Origin of the sequence: Mesorhizobium sp. CA10 (assembly GCF_020165285.1) — a bacterium.
GTDB lineage: Bacteria > Pseudomonadota > Alphaproteobacteria > Rhizobiales > Rhizobiaceae > Mesorhizobium.
Genome location: NZ_JAIUHV010000002.1, coordinates 451,230 through 472,001 on the forward strand (window position 1 = coordinate 451,230; position 20,772 = coordinate 472,001).

Here is a 20,772-nt window from a genome sequence, read left to right on the forward strand (position 1 = left end):
CGGATTTGGTCGATCGCGGGGAGTGTTCTCGAAGACGCCTTCCGGGGCAACAGAAATCTTGGCGACCCGCCTTGCAACCGGCAGGTCGCCACGACGTCGTCAGCCGGCCGCGAACGGGACCGCGACGAAGATCTGCTGGTCGCCGCGATCGACAAGCAGCAGCACCGACTTCTTGCCCGACTTGGCTGCCTCGGCGATCGCCTGGTTCGCCTGTCTGGCGTTCTTTACGGGCGTCTGGTCGACGCCGACGATCACGTCCCCCGGCTGGAGGCCCGCCGCCGAAGCCGCCTTGTCCGGATTGACACGCTCAATCACGGCGCCGTGCTGGTTGTCGGCAAGGTTGAGCTCCTGCCGGATATCGGGAGTGATATCGGTCAGCCCGAGGCCGAGCGACGGCACGCCCTGGCCCGCTGACGGCTTGCCGCCTTCGCCATTCGAGGCGGTCTGCACCTCGTCGGTGTTGCGGCCGACGTCTGCGGAGACCTGAACCGCCTTGCCCTTACGCCAGATATCGACCGTTTCCTTGTTGCCGGGCGGAACATCTGCGACGGCGCGCGACAGGTCCTTCGGATCCTTGATTGCCTGGCCGCCAAAGCCGGTGATCACATCCCCGACTTCAATGCCCGCCTTGGCCGCAGGCGAGCCCGGCGTGACCGACGAGACCAAGGCTCCGGCAGGATGGTCGAGGCCAATGGCGCCGGCAACATCCGGGGTGACCGGCTGGATCTGGACGCCGAGGTAGCCGTATTCGATGTCGCCGCCCTTCATCAGCTTGGCCACGACTTTCTGGGCCTGATCCGACGGGATGGCGAAGCCGACGCCGACGCTGCCGCCATTGGGCGAGTAGATGGCGGTGTTGATGCCGATCACATTGCCATGGATGTCGACCAGCGGACCGCCCGAATTGCCGTGATTGATCGGCGCGTCGATCTGAATGAAGTCGTCGAACGGCCCGCTATGGAGATCGCGGCCGCGCGCCGAGACAATGCCGGCGGTAACCGTGGTGCCGATGCCGAATGGGTTGCCTATCGCCAGCACCTGGTCGCCGGTCATCAGCTTGCTGGAATCGCCCCACTTGACGGTCGGCAACGGCTTGTCTGCCTTGATCTTGAGCACAGCCAGGTCATGCTTCGCATCGTGGCCGACAAGCTTGGCCGGAAGCTCGGTGCCGTCGTCGAGCGTCACCTTGATCGAGCTGGCGCCGTCGATGACATGGTTGTTGGTTACGATTGTGCCATCCGCGCTGACGATGAAGCCGGAGCCGAGCGCCTCGCTACGTGGTGCCCGCTGAGGGGGCGTCTTGGGCATCGGCATGCCCTGGTCGCCGAAGAATTGCCGGAAATAGTCGTCGAAAGGCGAGTTGCCGTCGAAGGGCGAACCCTCGCTCATGGCGTCCGGCTGGCCCTTCATCATTGTCGTGACTGTTACGACTGCCGGCTTTGTGGTGGCAACGATGGGAGCGAAGGAGCCGTTAGGCGCGGTAACGCCGGCGGCGGGAGTTTGCGTGGTGGCGACGGCGTTGCTCAATCCGGCGCTGTTCGTGCTCTCGGCAAAGGAACCGATAACGGGAGAAATGATCAGCGCAGCGCCCAACAGGGCCGCGACGCGATGTCTGCGAAGAATGTTCATGGGTGACATGGTCGTTTCTGTCCGGGCGAGAGGTTGATCCGGCGCCCCGGATGGCTCTCGAAGCACGCATCCGTTGGCGTGTCGGCGACCGGGATTGCCTGCCTCGCCTTGCATGGCAGCCGGCCGGATCGACAATCAGGATTTAGGGTGCGGAATGGCCTGAATCAGGGCCTTTGGATGACCTTACGAAGATTTAATTCAGAGAGCGCTTACGAACCGCTCTCTCCGACGCAGATAAGCGGAGGCGATCTCACGCATTCGCTGGCCGGTAAAACTCGGGCCATGGCCGCCATGGCCGATGCGGATCGGCAGGTCGAGCAGGCGCCGCATGGTGCGGCAATAGGCCGTGCGGTCCGAATCCGGCAGATCGTCGATCAGCATGCCGTCATAGATGGCATCGCCGGCGAGGAAGAGGCCATCGGCCTCGTCGAAAAGCGCGATCGAATCCGGCGAGTGTCCAGGCAGATGCAGCACACGGAATTTGCGGTCGCCGAGATCGACGATGTCGCCTTCGTCGAGCACACGCGTCAGCGGTGCTGAGGGAATCCGGTAATCGGCCGCCTTCCAGTCCGGCGCCGGCAGCTTCGAGACGGCGCCGTCGAGATTGTGGAACATGTACGCGTAGGTGACGGCATCATCCATGACGTCGAACCGCGGCGCGCTCATCTTCGGGCCCAGGCGCAGCGGGAATTCATGCAGCGAGCCGACATGGTCGAGATGGATGTGCGTGGCGACGACGATGAGCGGCTTGCCGGGCGGCGTGTCGATCTCAGGCGCCAGCGGACGGATGCCCATGCCGGTATCGACCAGCAGATCCGCCTCGCGGCCCTTCAAATGCCACATGTTGGCGCGCACGAAATCATGCACGAAAGGCTCGGTCAGCATCGTCGTGCCGGCATCGACTTTCGCCTTGCCGAACCAGTCGCCAACCGCAAGCTCGGGCATCGGGCCGCCGCCCATCAGATGAACGGCTTCCCGACCTTGTATTTTTCCGGCACCAGCCGCTTCAGATAGGCCATGCCGGCTTCCGAAAGCTGATTGGCGTCCGGCTTCATGAAATCGTCGGGCATGTGGCGGGTCTTGCCGGCCACCGCCTTCAGCGGCACCTTCTTCAACACCGTCTTCGACCCGTCATACTGGATCGCGACCGAGCCGCCGCCTTCGCCTGCAACGGCAACCGCGAAGGCGCCCGCATCGAAGGCTTCCTCGGCATCGAGAGCGCTGATCGCGCCGACATAACCGCGCGGCATATAGCCCAGCGCGTCGACCCGCGCGCGCTTGCCGGGCAGGCCCTCGGCCAAGGCCCGTTCGAGCGCCGCCGGCAGGTCGCTGCCCGACAATTTGACGTTGCCGTGCTGATCGCGCTCCAGCTTGTCCGGCGGCACCAGGCTTTCGACCAGCGCCTTGCCGTCGGCAGTGCTGACGCCCTCCGAGACAGCGACGATGCAGCGCTTGTGGCGGTCCAGCTTTTCGCGCACTTCCTCGATGAAGCGCTTCGCCGAGAAGGCGCGCTCCGGCACGTAGATCAGATGCGGTCCGCTGTCGGGATCGAGCTGCCATGCGGCCGCGGCGGCGGTCAGGAAGCCGGCATGCCGGCCCATGACGATGCCGACATAGATGCCGGGCAGGGCGCGGAAATCGAGGTCGACGGAGAGGAAGGCGCCAGCGACGAATTCTGCCGCCGAGATGAAGCCCGGCGTGTGGTCGTTCTCCTCGAGGTCGTTGTCGATGGTCTTGGGCGCGTGCACGAAGGCGATCGAGCCGCCGGCGGCATCGGTCAGGATCTGCTGCGTGCCCGAGGTGTCGTTGCCGCCAATATAGATGAAGGCGTCGGCGCCGGCCTTTTTCAAGCCGTTGAGGATGACCTCGCAATAGGCGGCGTCCGGCTTATCGCGGGTCGAGCCGAGGGCGGCGCTCGGCGTGCCGGCAATCAGCCGCAGCCTGTCCTCGGGGATGGCGGAGAGATCGACATAATTGCCGTCGCGGATGCCGCGCACGCCGTGGAGCGAGCCCAGCACCTTGGCGCCTGGATGACGTTTGCGAATTTCCAGCGTGGCGCCGACGACCGTCTGGTTGATGACGGCGGTCGGGCCGCCGCCCTGCGCGATGACGAAGGTTCCAGCCATGTTTTCTCTCCCGAGGCGAAGGTTTTCACGGCACCTTCGCCTGTCTTGCGGCATCGCGCAACGGAAGAAACGGGATCTCGAAATGGCGGCCAGACAGGTCGCCTGGAAAGATCAGACCACGACGACCGGGTTCTTCTTGGAAACGCGGCTGTAGAGGTCGATGATGTCCTGGTTGATCAGGCGCACGCAGCCCGACGACATTGCCTGGCCGATGCTCCACCATTCGGGCGAGCCGTGGATGCGGTAGCCGGTATCCTTGCCGTTCTGGTAGATATAGAGCGCCCGGGCGCCCAGCGGATTGGTGAGGCCGCCGGGCTGGCCGCCTTGCCATTTCACCAGTTCGGGCTTGCGCTGGATCATTTCCGGCGGCGGCGTCCACACCGGCCATTCGCGGCCGTACTGGATGTTGGCGCGGCCCGACCAGCGGAAGCCGTCCTTGCCGATGCCGACGCCGTAGCGGATGGCGTCGCCGCCCGGCTGGACGAGATAGAGCATGCGCTCCTGCAAGTGGACGACGATGGTGCCGGGCGCCTCGCCGGTCTTGTCGACGACGATCTGGCGGCGGAACTGCGGCTTGACCTTCTGCCACGGCACCTCCGGCACCTGGAAGCCGCCGTCGGTGAGCGAGGCATACATGACGTCCGGGCCGGTAATGTTCTTGTCGACGCTGATCGCCGGACGCATGGGAGGCACGGAACCGGTGACGGTGTTGTCGAGCTGCATTTGCGGCAAGTCGAGCGCGTCGGTGGTGCTGCAGCCGGCAAGGCCGAGCAGCGCCATGGCGCCCGCGCCGGAAAGCACGGCGCGGCGGGAAAGCTGAATTTCGGTATCGATTGCGGCGCCGTTGGAAGGCGGCGTCAGACGTTGCGGCAACTCGCGCATGCACAAACCCTACGCTGCCGGCGGGGGTCCGGCCGGATCGCAGGCATTTTCGCCATTCATCGTTGAAAAAGGGTGAAAGAGCCCGTGCCGGGCTTAACCCTAACGGATCGTTATGGCGGTAGATGAGCCGCCGGCCTCGGCGCTGAAGATTTTTCCCACGGCCCCTTTACATTCTCGCCGGCCCCAGGATTTATCCTTTTCTTTGCGCTCAAGGAGCAGGGAAATGTCCTTCGAAAACTGGGCTGCCTTCGCCGCCGCCTCTTCCATCCTTCTTGTCATTCCCGGCCCGACGATCCTCCTGGTCGTCTCCTACGCGCTGGGCCAGGGCTGGCGCACCGCGCTGCCGATGGCGGGTGGCGTCGCGCTGGGCGACTTCACCGCCATGACACTGTCGATGCTGGGCATCGGCGCGCTGCTCGCGGCTTCGGCAACGGTGTTCACCATGCTCAAGGTGATCGGCGCCGGCTATCTGATTTATCTCGGCATAAAACTGTTCCGCGCCGGCGGCGCGGTGAAGGCAGAACCGCGCACCGACGCAGTCTCGGCAGTAAGGATGATGGCGCATGCCTGGCTGGTGACGGCGCTCAACCCGAAGAGCATCACCTTCTTCGTCGCCTTCCTGCCGCAGTTCCTCGACCGGCACGCCGATTTCTGGACGCAGATGCTGATCTTCGAGACGACCTTCCTGACTTTGGCCTTCGCCAATGCCTTTGGCTACGCGCTGGTCGCGTCCAGGGCCAGGGCGATCGTGCGCAACCCCAAGGCGATCCGCATCTTCAACCGCACCGGCGGCACGCTGCTGGTCGGCGCCGGCATCGCCACGGTGGCGATGCGGTCGGCCAACTGACGCTATGAAGGACGCATTCGGTCTTGCCTATTCCGGTGCGACCGAAGCCGGGTTTTCGTCCTACGCCCGCGCCATGCATGAATTGCAATGCTTCATCGGCGATCCGGCCGGTTCTATCGACCGCGCCGTTGCCGATGATCCGGCCTTCGTCATGGCGCATGTGTTCAAGGGCTATCTGTTCGGCCTCGCCACCGAGCGGGACGCGATGGCCGTCGCGCGATCATGCCACATGGCGGCGCTGCCACTCGCCGGCACCGCGCGCGAACGGGCGCATGTTGCGGCGCTTGGGCATCTCGCCGATGGCCGCTGGCATGAAGCCGCGCGCATCCTCGAAGACATCGCGATCGACACTCCGCGCGATGCGCTAGCGCTGCAGGTCGGGCACCAGATCGATTTCTTCACCGGCAATGCGCGCATGCTGCGCGACCGTATCGGCCGGGCGCTGCCGGCGTGGCAGAAAGGCATGCCGGGCTACCACGCCATTCTCGGCATGCAGGCCTTCGGGCTGGAAGAGATGGGCGATTACGCCCGTGCCGAATCCCTGGGCCGAGAAGCCATCGAGATCGAACCGCGCGACGGCTGGGCGCAGCATGCGGTCGCGCATGTCATGGAAATGCAGAGCCGGCAACGAGACGGCATCGCCTGGATGCGCGCCAATCCTGATGCATGGACCAAGGAGAGTTTTCTCCAGATCCACAATTGGTGGCATCTGGCGCTGTTCCATTACGATCTCGGCGAAACCGACGAGGTGCTCAAGCTCTATGACGGGCCGATCTATGGCGACCGCTCGACATTGGCGCTCAATATGGTCGATGCCTCAGCGATCCTGTGGCGCCTCGCTCTGGGCGGCGTCGATGTCGGCGACCGCTGGGCGGCGCTTGCCGGCAACTGGATGCCAAAAGCCGCCGCCGGCAATTATGCCTTCAACGACGCGCATGCGATGATGGCCTTTGTCGGCGCAGGGCTGGAGGCGCCGGCGAAAACGCTGATCGAGACGCAGCGCGAGGCGATGCGCGGCGACGATGACAACGCCGCCTTCACGCGCGATGTCGGCCATCCGCTGACGCTTGCGATCAAGGCTTTCGGCGGAGGCAAATATGACGAGGCCGTGCGCCTGATCCGGCCGATCCGCTCGATCGCGCATCGTTTCGGCGGCAGCCATGCGCAGCGCGACGTGATCGACCTGACGCTGATCGAGGCCGCGTTGCGCGCCGGCGATACGGCGCTCGCGCGGGCGCTGACGGCCGAACGGCAGCTCGCCAGGTCCGACAGCCCGCTGTCGGCGCTGTTCTCGCGTCGCGCCGCCGATTTGTCAGAGAATTGACCCGGAGCGGATCTTGTCCTAAAAACTGGCCAAGCCAGATTTTTTCGGGATCCGAAAAAATTAACGGCAGTGGGAGGAAATCATGTATCTCGGCCTCGACCTAGGGACTTCGGGCGTCAAGGCGCTGCTGATCCACGACGGCCAGAAGGTCATCGGCTCCGGCCATGGCTCGCTCGATGTCTCGCGGCCGCATCCCGGCTGGTCGGAGCAGGATCCGGCGCATTGGATCGAAGCCTGCGAGACGGCGATTGCCGAGCTCAAGGCTTCGCACCCGAAGGAGCTTGCCGCGGTCAAAGGCATCGGCCTTTCCGGCCAGATGCATGGCGCCACCCTGCTCGATGCCTCGGACAAGGTGCTGCGCCCCTGCATTCTGTGGAACGACACTCGCAGCCATGTCGAGGCGGCCGCGCTCGATGCCGATCCACGCTTCCGCAAGCTCACCGGCAACATCGTCTTCCCGGGCTTCACCGCGCCGAAGCTTGCCTGGGTGAAGAACAACGAGCCGGCAATCTTCGCCAAGGTGGCCAAGGTGCTACTGCCAAAGGATTACCTGCGGCTCTGGCTGACCGGCGAGCATATTTCGGAAATGTCGGATTCGGCCGGCACATCGTGGCTCGATGTCGGCAAGCGGCGCTGGGCGCCCGAATTGCTGGCGGCGACGTCGCTCGACGAGAAGCACATGCCGTCGCTGGTCGAGGGCACTGCCAAGGCCGGTGGGCTGCGCGGTGAGCTTGCTTCCAAGTGGGGCGTCGCGGCGGGTATTCCTGTTGCCGGCGGCGCTGGCGACAACGCGGCCTCGGCCTGCGGCATGGGCACGGTCGGCGCCGGCCACGCCTTCGTGTCGCTCGGCACGTCGGGCGTGCTGTTTGCGGCGAACGCCTCCTATTTGCCCAATCCGGAAAGCGCGGTGCACACGTTCTGCCATGCGCTGCCCGACACCTGGCACCAGATGGGCGTGATCCTTTCGGCCACCGATTCGCTCAACTGGCTGTCGGAGATCACGGCAAAGAGCGCCGGCGACCTGACCGGCGAACTCGGCGATACGCTGAAGGCGCCGACGGGCGTTACCTTCCTGCCCTATCTCTCGGGCGAGCGCACGCCGCACAATGATTCCGCCATCCGCGGCTCCTTGACCGGTCTGGCGCATCAATCGAGCCGGGCCGTGCTGACGCAGGCGGTGCTTGAGGGCGTCGCCTTCGCCTTCCGCGACAGTCTCGAAGCGCTGAAGACGGCCGGCACGACGCTGAGCCGGGTGACCGCGATCGGCGGCGGCTCGCGCTCGCGCTATTGGCTGAAAGCGATCGCTACCGCGCTGCAGGTTCCGGTCGATATTCCGACCGAGGGCGATTTCGGCGCGGCGTTTGGTGCGGCAAGGCTTGGGTTGATTGCGGCGACGGGGGCCGATCCGCTGGCTGTGTGCACGGCGCCGGCGACGGATGCGACGATCGAGCCGGATGTCGGGCTGGGTGGCGCTTATGCTGATGCGTATCAGAGGTATCGGGCGCTGTATCCGGCGATAAGAGCGATAACTGCGTGACTATGCGCGAGGCCCCCCTCTCTGCCCTGCCGGGCATCTCCCCCGCAAGGGGGGAGATTGGATGTCACGCCGGCTTTCGCCAATCGCCGGCGTTGCAAGGAGAGGCGAGGCCTCGAAGCTGCCAATCTCCCCCCCTGAGGGGGAGATGGCCGGCAGGCCAGAGAGGGGGGCCTCGCATCCCACCTCCCCAGTTAGCCTCACTGCGCCGGCACCTTGTCCAAAAACCCGGTGACGCTCTTCAGGCGGCCGTTCTCGATGACGCCGATGTCGGTGCCTTCTATGACGGACTCCGTGCCTTCGGGTCCCAGGTTCCACGAGAAGCGGATCTTGTCCGCGAAACCGTCCGGCTCACCCTTCAGCGAGAAGCGGAAGCCGACGAAGCGCTGTTGCACGCCGTCGATCAGCGCGGCGATGCCGTCATGGCCATCGCCTTGCATGACCGGGTCGCGATAGCTGACGTCGCTGGTGAAGGCAGCTTCGAGCAGCGCCTTGCGGTGCTGCGCATCGCTCTCGTTCCAGGCGGCGATGTAGTTGCGGGCGATCGTGTTGAAGTCGGTCATTGTCATGGTCCTTCGTTGGATCGTTTCGATATGACGCTTTTCGCCCGGCAAAAGAGTGAAACCAATTACGCCTGAGGTAATCGGGAACCATCTCGGAGAGGAAGGAAACCATGAGCAGCGGATTTTTCGGCGACATCAAGACAATCAAATATGAAGGGCCGGATTCGACCAATCCGCTGGCCTACCGGTTCTACAATCCCGACGAGGTGGTGGCCGGCAAACGGCTGGAAGACCATCTGCGCTTCGCCGTCGCCTACTGGCATTCCTTCGCATGGCCGGGCGGCGACCCGTTCGGCGGCCAGACCTTCGACCGCCCTTGGTTCGCCAAGCCGGGCGGCATCGACACGATGGAACTGGCCAAGCTCAAGGCCGACGTCGCCTTCGAGATGTTCTCGCTGCTTGGCGCGCCCTATTTCTGCTTCCACGACGCAGACGTGCGCCCGGAAGGCAAGGATTTTTCGGAGAGTGCCGCGCGCCTCGACGAGATCACCGACTATTTCGCCGACAAGATGAAACAGACCGGCGTCAAGCTGCTCTGGGGCACGGCGAACCTCTTCTCGCATCGCCGCTTCATGTCCGGCGCGGCCACCAATCCCGATCCGGATGTGTTCGCCTATGCGGCGGCGACGGTGAAGAGCTGCATCGACGTTACCAAGAAGCTCAAGGGCGAGAACTATGTGTTGTGGGGCGGCCGCGAGGGCTATGAGACCTTGCTCAACACCGACCTTGCCCGCGAGCAGGAGCAGGCCGGCCGCTTCCTCAACCTCGTCGTCGACTACAAGCACAAGATCGGCTTCACGGGCACGATCCTGATCGAGCCGAAGCCGCAGGAGCCGACAAAGCACCAGTACGACTACGACGTCGCCACCGTCTACGGCTTCCTCAAGCGCTTCGGGCTGGAGAAGGAAGTAAAGCTCAACATCGAGCAGGGCCACGCGATCCTGGCCGGCCATTCCTTCGAGCATGAGCTGGCTTTGGCGAATGCCCTTGGAGTCTTCGGTTCGATCGACATGAACCGCAACGACTACCAGTCGGGCTGGGACACCGACCAGTTCCCCAACAACGTGCCGGAAATGGCGCTGGCCTATTATCAGGTGCTGCAAGGCGGCGGCTTCAAGACCGGCGGCACCAATTTCGACGCCAAGCTCAGGCGCCAGTCGCTCGACCCGGACGACCTCCTGATCGGCCATATCGGCGGCATGGATGCCTGCGCACGCGGCCTCAAGGCGGCGGCAAAGATGATCGAGGACAAGGCGCTGTCCGGCCCGCTCGCCGAGCGCTATGCCGGCTGGAACACCGCCGAAGGCAAGGCGATGCTTTCGGGCGAGCGCACGCTGGAGGAGATCGCCGAGCGCGTCTTGAAGGAGAAGATCGAGCCGCAGCCGCGCTCCGGCCGGCAGGAACTGCTGGAGAACATCGTCAACCGCTACGTCTGATCGCTCAGGCGGAATGCCGAGCGTATAGCATTCGCGCGGGGCAGAACTTCACGACAAGGTTTTGCCCCGAGCCGCCCCTCAATCGCCCCGCTCTTGCCTTCAAACAGCCGTCACGGAACTCGTATAAACGTGGCTCCTGTGGCGGGTGAAGAAGAAGGAGGCGAACCGATATGCAGCACGAACGCGAGATCGACGCCCTGCTTTCGTCCGGTGAAACCGGATCGATCATCGACCGGCTGATGGCCTTGCCGCATTCAAAAGACGGCGGCCGCAAGACAAATGAATGGGACCGCGCGGTCGCCGCGCGGTTGGAAACGGCGCTGGCCAAGAGCATGCGTACGCGCATCGTCGGCGAAGGCCGCGACGCCGCCTGACAATTCCCGTGATTTGACGAAAAGAGGTGGCTTCTCCATCCTGCACCGATGATACGCGCGGTGCTGCTTGACCTTGTGGGTGTCGTCTATGATGGCGATACCCCGATCGCAGGAACCGTGACCGCGGTCGGGCATTTACGCAAGGCCGGCCTGCCGCTCCGCTTTGTCAGCAACACGACACGCTCGCCGCGCAGCAAGATCGTCGCGCAACTTGCCGCCATGGGCATCGAAGTTGCGGATGAAGAATTGCTGACGCCGGCGCAGGCTGCGATCGAGTGGTTGCGCAGGCATGGCCGCGAGCCGCATCTGCTCGTCCATCCCGATCTCGAAGCAGAGTTTTCGGGCCTGGAGGGAGCAAGCGGCAAGGCGGTCGTCGTGGGCGATGCGGGCGAGGCATTCGGCTACGCCAGCCTCAACCGTGCTTTCCGCGCGTTATCCGCCGGCGCCGATTTTGTGGCCTTGGCCACCAACCGCATCTTCAAGGATGCGGACGGCCAGGTCAGCCTTGACGCCGGCGCCTTCGTTGCGGCCCTCGAATTCGCCAGTGGCCGAAGCCCTGTCGTGCTCGGCAAGCCGTCGGCGGATTTCTTCCTTTCGGCGCTCGCCGATTTGAACTGCCCTGCGGCCGATGCGGTCATGGTCGGCGACGACGCGGAGAGCGATGTCGCCGGCGCGCTCAGCGCCGGTCTTGGCGCGGCGCTGCTCGTACGGACGGGCAAGTACCGACCCAAGGACGAGACGCGATACGATCCGGCTCCGACGGCAGTGGTCGATGACCTCGCCGCCGCAACAGACTGGATTCTCAATCGCGCCGCAGCCTGACCGGCGCCTCGCCGAAAGCTCTTGAAAATGCCCTGGAAAATGCTGCGGCGGAGGAAAAGCCGGTCCGCCCGGCAATGTCGGCCATGGCGATGCGCGTATCCACCACGAGCCGCCGGGCGGCGCTGAGGCGCAGCCTCAGATAATAGGCGCCGGGCGTCTCGCCGATCGACTTGCGAAAAATGCTTTCCAGCGTTCTTGCCGTGACGCCGGCGCGTTTTGCCACGGCGTCGATGGTGAGCGGCTGGTCGACATGCGCTTCCATCAGCCGGATCGCCTGGGCAAGCCTAGGATCGTAGCCGTCGAGCCGGCCGAGCGAGACCAGCGGCTGCGCGTCGGTCGCGGCGCGCGCCTGGTCGTAAATGAAGACGCTCGCCACATCGAGCGCGGCGGCCATGCCGAGCCGGGTGCGAATGAGATGCAGCATCAGGTCGAAGGTCGGCGAGGCGCCGCCGGAGGTGAAGACCGGCCCGTCGATGACATAGCGGTCCGGCCGCACATCCACGCCCGGAAAGGCGGTCGAGAAATCCTCCATGTCTTCCCAATGCGTGGTGGCGCTGCGGCCCTCGAGCAGGCCGGCGCGCGCCACCAGCCAGGTGCCGGCCTCGACGCCGCCGCAGGCGCGGGCAGCGCGCGCTGCCCTGCGCAGGCCCGCGAGCAATGCCGAGGTGGCGTAGTTCTGCGTGCCGAAGCCGGCGACGACAACCAGCATGTCGGTGGCCTCGGCCGCGTCGAAGCGGCCGCTGACGGCCACGGGGAGGCCGCATGTCGTCACCGGCGCCTCGCCGGTGACCGAGACCAGTTTGAAATCGAACAGCGTCTCGCCTGAGATGCGGTTTGCTGCGCGCAGCGGGTCGACCGCCGAAGCCACGCACATGATCGAGGACCCCGAGAACACGAGGAGCGTAACCTTGAGCCTCTCGCGCTCGGACCGAAAGATGGTCGGCTTTTCGCTTTTGATCATGAGAGCTTCGTAAAACGCAAAACAGTTTCCGGCAAGTCGGGCATTCTTGCTGAATTGCCGTGCATGCCGTGCCGCTATCGGCTCCCGCTTCTGGGAGGCATGCATGGCCGATCGAATCTGGGAGGATCAAGATGCCGCTTGCGATGAACCGCGAGGTCTTCATTACCTGTGCCGTGACCGGCTCCGGCGGCACGCAGGACCGCAGCCCGCATGTGCCGCGTTCGCCCAAACAGATCGCCGATTCGGCGATCGACGCCGCCAAGGCGGGTGCGGCGATCGTCCATTGCCATGTGCGCGACCCCGAGACCGGCAAGCCGAGGCGCGACGTGCATCTCTACCGCGAGGTGACCGAGCGCATCCGCGAAGCGAACGTCGACGTGGTGCTGAACCTCACTGCCGGCATGGGCGGCGACATGGTGTTCGGCTCGCCGGAAGCGCCGCTGCCGCTCAACGAGAAAGGCACCGACATGGGCGGCGCCACCAACCGCATGGAACATGTGCGCCAGTGCCTGCCGGAGATCTGCACGCTGGATTGCGGCACGATGAACTTCGCCGAGGCCGATTATGTGATGACCAACACGCCGGGCATGCTGCGCGCCATGGGCGGCATGATGACGGCGCTGGGCGTGAAGCCGGAGATCGAGGCCTTCGACACCGGACATCTGTGGTTCGCCAAGCAGTTGGTCGAGGAGAAGGTGCTCAACCCGGATGCGCTGGTGCAGCTCTGCATGGGCGTGCCATGGGGCGCGCCGGACGACCTCAACACTTTCATGGCGATGGTCAACAACGTGCCCTCGACCTGGAACTGGTCGGCCTTCTCGATCGGCCGCAACCAGATGGCCTATGCGGCGGCGGCCGTGCTTGCCGGCGGCAATGTCCGCGTCGGCCTGGAAGACAATCTGTGGCTCGACAAGGGTGTGCTGGCCACCAATGCGCAGCTGGTCGAGCGCGCGGCCAGCATCGTCACCAATCTCGGCGCGCGTATCCTGGGGCCTGATGAAGTGCGCAAGAAGCTCAACCTGACCAAGCGGGCACCGATCGCGGCCGTGGCGTAAGGCGGGCGCTGGCCATGGCTGATACCGCCAAGTTCACCGCGATGAAGGACGGCGACAGGGAAGACTACGAATTCCTGACCGCCCATGAGATCGACTACGCCGCCAAGACCGGCGACCGGCTGCTCGACGCGCTCGTGCAGCTCGATGAGGGTCTGTCGGGCTACAAGATCACCCGGCTCGGCCATTCGCTGCAGGCGGCGACGCGCGCCTGGCGCGACGGCGCCGACACCGACTGGATCGTCTGCGCGCTGCTGCACGACATCGGCGACATCTACGCGCCCTACAACCACGACGAATATGCGGCTGCGATCCTGAAACCCTTCGTGCGCGAGCAATGCACCTGGGTGGTGGAAAAGCACGGCGACTTCCAGCGCCTCTATTACGCGCATCACCTGGGCGGCAACCGGCATGCCCGGGACCGCTTCGCCGGCCACCTCTATTTCGATGACTGCGACCAGTTCTGCGAGCGCTGGGACCAGTCGAGCTTCGATCCCGATTACGAGACGCTGCCGGTCGAGTTCTTCCGGCCCTTCGTGCTCGAGGTCTTCGCCCGCAAGGCTTACGATCCGGCGGTGATCCGCGCCGGCGAGCGCGTGGCCCTCACAGATCCCGAAACAGCCAAGACGAGAACCGGAGCCTGACAAGCATGAGCATCATCAACAAGGCGGCCGCGATCGGCGGCGGTGTCATCGGCGCCGGCTGGGTGGCGCGGCTGCTGCTGAACGGCATCGACGTGTCGATCTTCGATCCCGATCCGGAAGCGTCGCGCAAGGTGGGCGAAGTGATGAAAGGCGCGCGCCGCGCCTACAAGCAGATGCTGCCCGGCGGCCTGCCCAAGGAAGGCAAGCTCACCTTCGCCAAGACCATCGCCGAGGCGGTTGCCGACGCCGACTTCATCCAGGAAAGCGTGCCGGAGCGGCTCGACCTCAAGCACAAGGTGCTGGCCGAGATCGACCAGCATGCGCCCGCCAACGCCATTGTCGGCTCCTCGACCTCCGGCATCAAGCCGACCGACATGCAGGTGGCGATGAAGAAGCATCCGGAGCGGCTGGTCGTCGGCCATCCGTTCAACCCGGTTTATCTCTTGCCGCTGGTCGAGATCGTCGGCGGCGAGCAGACCTTCCCCGAGGCGATCGAGGTGGCCAAGGAGCTCTACGCCTCCATCGGCATGAAGCCGGTGGTGGTGCGCAAGGAGATCGAGGCCTTCGTCGGCGACCGCCTGCTCGAGGCCGCCTGGCGCGAGGCGCTGTGGCTGGTCAAGGACGGCATCTGCACCGTCGAGGAACTCGACGACATCATGCGCTATTCCTTCGGCCTGCGCTGGGCGCAGATGGGCATGTTCCAGGTCTACCGGGTCGCCGGCGGCGAGGCCGGCATGCGCCACTTCATGGCGCAGTTCGGACCCTGCCTGAAATGGCCGTGGACCAAGCTGATGGACGTGCCGGAGTTCAACGACGAGCTGGTCGACCTGATCGCCACGCAGTCGGATGAGCAGGCGCATGGCCTGTCGATCCGCGAGCTGGAGAGGATCCGCGACGACAATCTGGTCGCAATCATGGAGGCGCTGTCGAAGCAGAACAAGGGCAAGGGCTGGGGTGCCGGCGCGCTGCATAAGGACTATACCAGGCAGCTCGCCAAGCTGGCCGCCAAGAAGACTCCAGCCAAAACTGCCGAAAAGCCCAAGCCGGCGAAGAAGGCAGCCAAGCCGGCAAAGGCTGAGAAGCCCGCCAAGGGCGATAAGGCGAAGAAGAGCAAGAAGAAGGGCTGAGGCGATGCATTTCGGTCTTTCGGAAGAACAGAAGCTCATCGTCGAGACGACGCGCGCTTTCGTCGAGAACGAGCTCTACCCGCATGAGCGCGAGGTGGAGCGCACCGGCGTGCTGCGCCGCGAGCTGATCGGCGAATTGAAGGCCAAGGCGATCGAGGCCGGGCTTTATGCCGCCAACATGCCGGCCGATGTCGGTGGCGCCGGCTTGGACACGGTAAGCTGGCTGCTCTACGAGAAGGAGCTTGGCCGCGCCAATTACGCGCTGCACTGGACCTGCGTGGCGCGTCCCTCCAACATCCTGCTCGCCGGCACGCCGGAGCAGCGCGAGAAATACCTCTTTCCCTGCATCCGCGGCGAGAAGTCGGACTGCCTGGCGATGACGGAGCCCGGCGCCGGCTCCGACCTGCGCGGCATGAAGGCGACCGCGGTGCAGGACGGCTCGGACTGGGTGCTCAACGGCACCAAGCACTTTATCTCGCATGCCGACATCGCCGACTTCGCCATCGTGTTCATGGCTTCGGGCGAAGAGGATTCGCCGCGTGGCAAGCGCAAGAAGATCACCGCCTTCTTCGTCGACAAGGGCACCAAGGGCTTCACGGTGCGCGACGGCTATCGCAATGTCTCGCATCGGGGCTACACCAATTCGATCCTCGAATTCGACGATTGCCGGCTGCCGGCTTCCCAGGTGCTCGGCGAAGTGCACAAGGGCTTCGACGTCGCGAATTCGTGGCTTGGCGCCACGCGTCTCCAGGTCGGCGCCACCTGCCTCGGCCGCGCCGAGCGCGCGCTCTCGCACGCCATAGAATATGCCGCGCAGCGCCAGCAATTCGGCCAGCAGATCGGTAAGTTCCAGGGCGTTTCGTTCAAGCTGGCCGACATGGCGACGGAGCTCAAGGCTGCGGACCTGATGGTGTTCGAAGCCGGCTGGAAATACGATCAGGGCACCGTCACCGACCAGGACATGGCGATGGCCAAGCTGAAGGCCACCGAGATGCTGGCCTTCGTCGCCGACGAAGCCATCCAGATCCATGGCGGCATGGGCCTGATGGACGACCTGCCGCTGGAGCGCATCTGGCGCGATGCCCGCGTCGAGCGCATCTGGGAAGGCACATCGGAGATTCAGCGACATATTATTTCGCGGGCGCTGCTGCGTCCGTTCGGAGCTTAGAGCATGATGCGCCAAGGCCCGGATCCGGCCTTGGACAAGATCGCGCTCAAACGAAAAGATGGCCATGCATAAACTCGAACGTCTCCTGCGCCCAAAATCGATCGCCGTGTTCGGCGGGGCGCAGGCCGCCGCCGTCGTGGCGCAGTCGATCAAGATGGGCTTTGCCGGTGAGATCTGGCCGGTGCATCCGACCAAGGACGAGGTCGCCGGCCGCAAGGCCTATCGCTCCGTCGCCGACCTGCCCGGAGCACCGGACGCCGCATTCGTCGGCGTCAACCGGCATCTGACCATCGAGGTGATCAAGGCGCTGGCCGAACGCGGCGCCGGCGGCGCCGTCTGCTTCGCCGCCGGCTTCCTCGAGACCGAGGCCTATGACGAGGACGGCGAGCGGCTGCAGGCCGAGCTCGTCGCCGCCGCAGGCCAGATGCCGATCATCGGCCCGAACTGCTACGGCCTGATCAACTATGCCGACGGCGCGTTGCTTTGGCCCGACCAGCACGGCGGCATCCGGTTGGCCGAAGGCGGCAAGGGCGTCGCTATCATCACCCAGTCGTCCAACATCGCCATCAACATGACGATGCAGAAGCGCGGCCTGCCGGTCGCCTTCCTGATGACCGCCGGCAACCAAGCGCAGACCGGCCTTTCGGAAATGGCATTGGGCCTGATCGAGGACGAGCGCGTCACCTCGCTCGGCCTGCATATCGAGGCCTTCGACTCGGTCGCCGGCTTCGAGAAGCTGGCGGCACGGGCGCGCGAATTGAAGAAGCCGATCATCGCCATGAAGGTCGGCCGCTCGGAGCAGGCAAGGCAGGCGACGGTGTCGCACACCGCCTCGCTGGCCGGCTCCGACGCCGCCTCCGGCGCCTTCCTGAAGCGTCTCGGCATCGCGCGCGTCGATTCCATTCCCGCCTTCATCGAGGCGCTGAAGCTGCTGCACATCACCGGACCATTGCCCGGCTACAGGCTCTCGTCGATGAGCTGCTCGGGCGGCGAGGCTTCCGTGATGGCCGACAGCGCCGAAGGGCGCTGGGTGCATTTTCCGGCCCTGACGGCCGAGCACCGCGCGCATGTCAAATCGACGCTCGGACCGCTGGTCGCGGTTGCCAATCCGCTCGACTACCACACCTTCATCTGGAACAACGAGCCGGCGATGACGGCCACTTTCACCGCCATGGTGTCGGGCGGCTTCGACCTCAACATGCTGGTGCTCGACTTCCCGCGCCCGGACCGCTGTTCCGACGTCGACTGGTGGGCAACGCTGCGAGCCTTCGAGGCGGCGCTGAAGACCAACAAGGCCCAAGGCGCGATCGTCTCCTCGCTGCCGGAAAACCTGCCGGAGGAATACACCGCCGGCCTGATGGCGCGCGGCATGGTGCCGCTGTTCGGCATCTCGGAGGCCATGGACGCCGCCCAGGCCGCCGCCTTCATCGGCTGGGCATGGCGCGAGCCGCAGGCGCAGCCGGTCGACACCACGGCGGCGGGCACGTCGGAAGCCAAACGCGTGACGCCGGACGAGGCCGAAGCCAAGGAGAGACTGATCAACGCCGGCCTGCCGGTGCCGAAGGGCGAGCGCGCCTCCAACGCGGTCGAGGCGGTGATTTCCTCGATGAGCTTGGGTTTCCCGGTGGCTCTGAAGGCTCTCGGCGTCACGCACAAATCGGAAGTGGGCGCGGTGCGGCTAAACCTCAAGGACGCCGAATCCGTCAGCGCCGCCGCGCATGACCTTTTGCCGCTCGGCACGGGACTCTATGCCGAGCGCATGGTGCGCGACGGCGTCGCCGAGCTGATCGTCGGCTTCACCCGCGACCCGATGTTCGGCGTGGTGATGACGCTCGGCACCGGCGGCGTGCTGGTCGAGCTGTTGCGCGACAGCGTGACCTTGATGCTTCCGGCGACGCGCGACGATATCGAGGCGGCATTGCGTGGATTGAAGCTCTATCCTCTGCTCGAAGGCTATCGCGGCCGGCCCAGAGCCGATGTCGCGGCCGCCATCGACGCCATCGCCGGCATTGCCGACTTCGTGCAGAAGAACGAGGGCGAGATCGAGGAACTCGACATCAACCCGCTGATCGTGTGCGCCGAAGGCAAGGGCGCCTGGATCGCGGATGCCCTGCTGGTGCTTGGAGAGAAGAAGAATGGCTGAAATCATCACCACCCGCCGCGAAGGCGCTGTCCTCGAGGTCACGCTCGACCGGCCGAAGGCCAACGCCATCGACCTCAAGACGTCGCGGCTTATGGGCGAGACCTTCAAGGCGTTCCGCGACGATCCGGACCTGCGCGTCGCCATCGTCAAGACGGCGGGCGACAAGTTCTTCAGCGCCGGCTGGGACCTGAAGGCGGCCGCCGCCGGCGATGCGGTCGACGGCGATTACGGCGTCGGCGGCTTTGCCGGGTTGCAGGAGCTGCGCGACCTCAACAAGCCGGTGATCGCCTGCGTCAACGGCATGGCGGTGGGCGGCGGCTTCGAGCTGGCGCTGTCCTGCGACCTCATCTACGCCTCGGATCATTCCTCCTTCGCGCTGCCGGAGATCCGCGCCGGCACGCTGGCCGACGCTGCGACCATCAAGCTGCCGAAGCGCATCCCCTATCACATCGCCATGGACCTTCTGTTCACCGGCCGCTGGATGGATGTCGCCGAGGCGCATCGCTGGGGCCTGGTCAACGAGGTGCTGCCCAAGGACAAGCTCGAGGAGCGCGTCTGGGAGATCGCAAGATTGCTCGCCAGCGGCCCACCACTGGTCTTCGCCGCAATCAAGGAGACGGCGCGGGTGGCCGAGGCGCTGACCTTCCAGGACGCGATGAACAAGGTGACGCGCCGGCAGCTGCCGACGGTCGATAAGCTCTACGGGTCGGAAGACAATATGGAAGGGTTCCGGGCTTTCGCGGAGAAGCGCGAGCCGGTTTGGAAGGGCAAGTGATTCTGCGGAGATGACGGAGCGAGGCCCCCCTCTCTGCCCTGCCGGGCATCTCCCCCTCAAGGGGGGAGATCAGATGTCACGCCCGCTTTCGCCAATCGCCGACGTTGGGAAAGAAGTGCCGTCGACGAAACTGCCAATCTCCCCCCTTGAGGGGGAGATGTCCGGCAGGACAGAGAGGGGGGCCTGGGCTCGGCCTTGGCTACCTGTTCCGCACCCATGACTGACTACAAAACCCTCGTCGACGCAGAAACCTGGGCCTTCATCGAGAAGACCAACTCCTACTATCCGCCGGACACGATCGACTACACGATCGAAGAGCAGCGCGCGATCTATGACCGGATGTGCCGGGAGTTCTTTGCCGGCTATCCGCAGGGCGTGACCGCCTTGACGACAGGCATCGCCGACGGCATCCCGATCCGCATCTATCGCAACGCGGAGCCGAACGACGCTGCGATGGTGCTCTACCTTCATGGCGGCGGCTTTATCCTGGGCGGGCTGGAGAGCCATGACGATGTCTGCGCCGAGCTTTGCGCCCGCACCGGCTACGAGGTGGTCTCGGTCGATTATCGGCTGGCGCCGGAGCATCTGCATCCGGCCGCCTTCGACGACGCCATGGACGCGTTCGAATGGGCCGCCAAGACCTATGACTGCCCTGTCGTGCTTTGCGGCGACAGCGCCGGCGGCAATCTCTGCGCGGCGGTAGGGCATGCGACGCGCGGCCATGAAAAGAAGCCGGCCGGCCAGATGCTGATCTATCCCGGGCTCGGCGGCGACCATTCGCGCGGCTCCTACGTCACCCATGCCGAGGCCCCGATGCTGACCGCGCGTGATCTCGACTTCTACAAGCATATCCGCACCGGCGGCATCGACCAGACCGGCGACATCACGCTCTATCCGCTGGCCGACGCTGATTTCGCCTATTTGCCGCCGACGGTGCTGATCACCGCCGAGTGCGACCCGCTGTCGTCCGACGGCGAAGCCTATCGCGACCGCGTCATCGCGGCCGGCGGGCGCGCCGCCTGGTTCGAGGAGCCGGGCCTGGTGCATGGCTATCTCAGAGGCCGCCACATGGTCGGCCGGGCACGGACGAGCTTCACCCGCATTGTCGAGGCGGTGTCGGCCCTCGGCCGGGGCGACTGGATATGGTAACGCCCCTGGCGACCGCAAACACTTTCCACCCCGCTATCCTCCCATGAACCTTTCCACGCCGGCCAGCGACTGACGGCCAGGCGCCGCAATGGCGCGGCCCGGAAAGGAAGCCGCCATGACCATAAACCCAGAGACTTCGCGGTCTCCGGGAACAACGGAAACCCGGCGCGATCACCACCTTCGGGAAGGGATCGACGCGCTGGGCTTTCGGCTGAT

Annotated in this window: 19 protein-coding genes; 13 read left to right on the plus strand and 6 right to left on the minus strand. The window is 65.1% G+C overall.

Annotated features, from left to right (window positions below; genetic code table 11):
- Positions 1 to 99: 99 nt before the first annotated feature.
- The 4 genes from LB535_RS05630 to LB535_RS05645 all read right to left on the minus strand — a co-directional run bounded on the left by LB535_RS05630 (position 100) and on the right by LB535_RS05645 (position 4,535).
- Positions 100 to 1,638, minus strand: coding sequence for a DegQ family serine endoprotease (locus LB535_RS05630; RefSeq protein WP_224631475.1), 1,539 nt, complete (start codon positions 1,636 to 1,638; stop codon positions 100 to 102).
- A 189-nt stretch (positions 1,639 to 1,827) separates the two neighbouring features.
- Positions 1,828 to 2,574 carry an MBL fold metallo-hydrolase gene (locus LB535_RS05635; RefSeq protein WP_224631476.1) on the minus strand — a complete coding sequence of 249 codons (747 nt, stop codon included), beginning with the start codon at positions 2,572 to 2,574 and terminating at the stop codon, positions 1,828 to 1,830.
- 14 nt (positions 2,575 to 2,588) lie between these two features.
- Positions 2,589 to 3,755: a diphosphate--fructose-6-phosphate 1-phosphotransferase gene (locus LB535_RS05640; protein ID WP_224631477.1), complete on the minus strand. Its 1,167-nt coding sequence runs from the start codon at positions 3,753 to 3,755 to the stop codon at positions 2,589 to 2,591.
- Positions 3,756 to 3,866: 111 nt separating this feature from the next.
- Positions 3,867 to 4,535 (minus strand): L,D-transpeptidase, encoded by a 669-nt coding sequence (locus LB535_RS05645; protein WP_224631675.1) that lies wholly within the window; start codon positions 4,533 to 4,535, stop codon positions 3,867 to 3,869.
- 325 nt (positions 4,536 to 4,860) lie between these two features.
- Here LB535_RS05645 and LB535_RS05650 point away from each other — a divergent pair, with 325 nt between their 5' ends.
- The 3 genes from LB535_RS05650 (at position 4,861) to xylB (ending at position 8,345) form a co-directional block, all read left to right on the plus strand.
- Positions 4,861 to 5,484, plus strand: coding sequence for a LysE family translocator (locus LB535_RS05650; protein WP_224631478.1), 624 nt, complete (start codon positions 4,861 to 4,863; stop codon positions 5,482 to 5,484).
- A gap of 4 nt (positions 5,485 to 5,488) precedes the next feature.
- The gene (locus LB535_RS05655; RefSeq protein ID WP_224631479.1) at positions 5,489 to 6,808 is read left to right on the plus strand and encodes a tetratricopeptide repeat protein; all 1,320 of its coding nucleotides are present in this window, start codon (positions 5,489 to 5,491) and stop codon (positions 6,806 to 6,808) included.
- An 82-nt stretch (positions 6,809 to 6,890) separates the two neighbouring features.
- Positions 6,891 to 8,345 carry a xylulokinase gene (gene xylB, locus LB535_RS05660; RefSeq protein ID WP_224631480.1) on the plus strand — a complete coding sequence of 485 codons (1,455 nt, stop codon included), beginning with the start codon at positions 6,891 to 6,893 and terminating at the stop codon, positions 8,343 to 8,345.
- Positions 8,346 to 8,542: 197 nt separating this feature from the next.
- On the opposite strand, the gene LB535_RS05665 is transcribed toward xylB, so the two are convergent.
- Positions 8,543 to 8,905, minus strand: a complete 363-nt coding sequence (locus LB535_RS05665; protein WP_224631481.1) for a nuclear transport factor 2 family protein — start codon at positions 8,903 to 8,905, stop codon at positions 8,543 to 8,545.
- A 110-nt stretch (positions 8,906 to 9,015) separates the two neighbouring features.
- Here LB535_RS05665 and xylA point away from each other — a divergent pair, with 110 nt between their 5' ends.
- The 3 genes from xylA (at position 9,016) to LB535_RS05680 (ending at position 11,537) form a co-directional block, all read left to right on the plus strand.
- A complete protein-coding gene (gene xylA / locus LB535_RS05670; RefSeq protein WP_224631482.1) occupies positions 9,016 to 10,341 on the plus strand; it encodes a xylose isomerase in 1,326 nt (441 codons plus the stop codon).
- A 170-nt stretch (positions 10,342 to 10,511) separates the two neighbouring features.
- A complete protein-coding gene (locus tag LB535_RS05675; RefSeq protein ID WP_095768166.1) occupies positions 10,512 to 10,715 on the plus strand; it encodes a hypothetical protein in 204 nt (67 codons plus the stop codon).
- 60 nt (positions 10,716 to 10,775) lie between these two features.
- On the plus strand, positions 10,776 to 11,537 hold the full coding sequence (locus LB535_RS05680; RefSeq protein WP_318012269.1) for a TIGR01458 family HAD-type hydrolase: 762 nt from the start codon (positions 10,776 to 10,778) through the stop codon (positions 11,535 to 11,537).
- Here the strand turns inward: LB535_RS05680 and LB535_RS05685 are convergent.
- A complete protein-coding gene (locus LB535_RS05685; protein WP_224629722.1) occupies positions 11,518 to 12,498 on the minus strand; it encodes a GlxA family transcriptional regulator in 981 nt (326 codons plus the stop codon). The genes LB535_RS05680 and LB535_RS05685 overlap by 20 nt on opposite strands.
- 131 nt (positions 12,499 to 12,629) lie before the next feature.
- Here LB535_RS05685 and LB535_RS05690 point away from each other — a divergent pair, with 131 nt between their 5' ends.
- From LB535_RS05690 to LB535_RS05720, 7 genes are all read left to right on the plus strand, one after another.
- Positions 12,630 to 13,553: a 3-keto-5-aminohexanoate cleavage protein gene (locus LB535_RS05690; protein WP_224631484.1), complete on the plus strand. Its 924-nt coding sequence runs from the start codon at positions 12,630 to 12,632 to the stop codon at positions 13,551 to 13,553.
- Between the two features lie 14 nt (positions 13,554 to 13,567).
- Positions 13,568 to 14,194: an HD domain-containing protein gene (locus LB535_RS05695; RefSeq protein WP_224631485.1), complete on the plus strand. Its 627-nt coding sequence runs from the start codon at positions 13,568 to 13,570 to the stop codon at positions 14,192 to 14,194.
- Positions 14,195 to 14,199: 5 nt separating this feature from the next.
- Positions 14,200 to 15,321, plus strand: a complete 1,122-nt coding sequence (locus LB535_RS05700) for a carnitine 3-dehydrogenase (RefSeq protein ID WP_224610147.1) — start codon at positions 14,200 to 14,202, stop codon at positions 15,319 to 15,321.
- Positions 15,322 to 15,325: 4 nt separating this feature from the next.
- Positions 15,326 to 16,489 carry an acyl-CoA dehydrogenase family protein gene (locus LB535_RS05705; RefSeq protein WP_224631486.1) on the plus strand — a complete coding sequence of 388 codons (1,164 nt, stop codon included), beginning with the start codon at positions 15,326 to 15,328 and terminating at the stop codon, positions 16,487 to 16,489.
- Between the two features lie 64 nt (positions 16,490 to 16,553).
- On the plus strand, positions 16,554 to 18,632 hold the full coding sequence (locus tag LB535_RS05710) for an acetate--CoA ligase family protein (RefSeq protein WP_224631487.1): 2,079 nt from the start codon (positions 16,554 to 16,556) through the stop codon (positions 18,630 to 18,632).
- Positions 18,625 to 19,407, plus strand: coding sequence for a carnitinyl-CoA dehydratase (locus LB535_RS05715; RefSeq protein WP_224631488.1), 783 nt, complete (start codon positions 18,625 to 18,627; stop codon positions 19,405 to 19,407). The genes LB535_RS05710 and LB535_RS05715 overlap by 8 nt, the downstream gene beginning before the upstream one ends.
- Positions 19,408 to 19,623: 216 nt before the next feature.
- On the plus strand, positions 19,624 to 20,556 hold the full coding sequence (locus tag LB535_RS05720) for an alpha/beta hydrolase (protein ID WP_224631489.1): 933 nt from the start codon (positions 19,624 to 19,626) through the stop codon (positions 20,554 to 20,556).
- Positions 20,557 to 20,772: the final 216 nt, after the last annotated feature.

Excerpts from the sequence above, each read along its gene's own strand:
- LB535_RS05630 (WP_224631475.1), bottom strand. The coding sequence starts at position 1,638 with ATGTCACCCATGAACATTCTTCGCAGACATCGCGTCGCGGCCCTGTTG.
- LB535_RS05635 (WP_224631476.1), bottom strand. The coding sequence starts at position 2,574 with ATGCCCGAGCTTGCGGTTGGCGACTGGTTCGGCAAGGCGAAAGTCGAT.
- LB535_RS05640 (WP_224631477.1), bottom strand. The coding sequence starts at position 3,755 with ATGGCTGGAACCTTCGTCATCGCGCAGGGCGGCGGCCCGACCGCCGTC.
- LB535_RS05645 (WP_224631675.1), bottom strand. The coding sequence starts at position 4,535 with ATGGCGCTGCTCGGCCTTGCCGGCTGCAGCACCACCGACGCGCTCGAC.
- LB535_RS05650 (WP_224631478.1), top strand. The coding sequence starts at position 4,861 with ATGTCCTTCGAAAACTGGGCTGCCTTCGCCGCCGCCTCTTCCATCCTT.
- LB535_RS05655 (WP_224631479.1), top strand. The coding sequence starts at position 5,489 with ATGAAGGACGCATTCGGTCTTGCCTATTCCGGTGCGACCGAAGCCGGG.
- xylB (WP_224631480.1), top strand. The coding sequence starts at position 6,891 with ATGTATCTCGGCCTCGACCTAGGGACTTCGGGCGTCAAGGCGCTGCTG.
- LB535_RS05665 (WP_224631481.1), bottom strand. The coding sequence starts at position 8,905 with ATGACCGACTTCAACACGATCGCCCGCAACTACATCGCCGCCTGGAAC.
- xylA (WP_224631482.1), top strand. The coding sequence starts at position 9,016 with ATGAGCAGCGGATTTTTCGGCGACATCAAGACAATCAAATATGAAGGG.
- LB535_RS05675 (WP_095768166.1), top strand. The coding sequence starts at position 10,512 with ATGCAGCACGAACGCGAGATCGACGCCCTGCTTTCGTCCGGTGAAACC.
- LB535_RS05685 (WP_224629722.1), bottom strand. The coding sequence starts at position 12,498 with ATGATCAAAAGCGAAAAGCCGACCATCTTTCGGTCCGAGCGCGAGAGG.
- LB535_RS05690 (WP_224631484.1), top strand. The coding sequence starts at position 12,630 with ATGCCGCTTGCGATGAACCGCGAGGTCTTCATTACCTGTGCCGTGACC.
- LB535_RS05695 (WP_224631485.1), top strand. The coding sequence starts at position 13,568 with ATGGCTGATACCGCCAAGTTCACCGCGATGAAGGACGGCGACAGGGAA.
- LB535_RS05700 (WP_224610147.1), top strand. The coding sequence starts at position 14,200 with ATGAGCATCATCAACAAGGCGGCCGCGATCGGCGGCGGTGTCATCGGC.
- LB535_RS05705 (WP_224631486.1), top strand. The coding sequence starts at position 15,326 with ATGCATTTCGGTCTTTCGGAAGAACAGAAGCTCATCGTCGAGACGACG.
- LB535_RS05710 (WP_224631487.1), top strand. The coding sequence starts at position 16,554 with ATGCATAAACTCGAACGTCTCCTGCGCCCAAAATCGATCGCCGTGTTC.
- LB535_RS05715 (WP_224631488.1), top strand. The coding sequence starts at position 18,625 with ATGGCTGAAATCATCACCACCCGCCGCGAAGGCGCTGTCCTCGAGGTC.
- LB535_RS05720 (WP_224631489.1), top strand. The coding sequence starts at position 19,624 with ATGACTGACTACAAAACCCTCGTCGACGCAGAAACCTGGGCCTTCATC.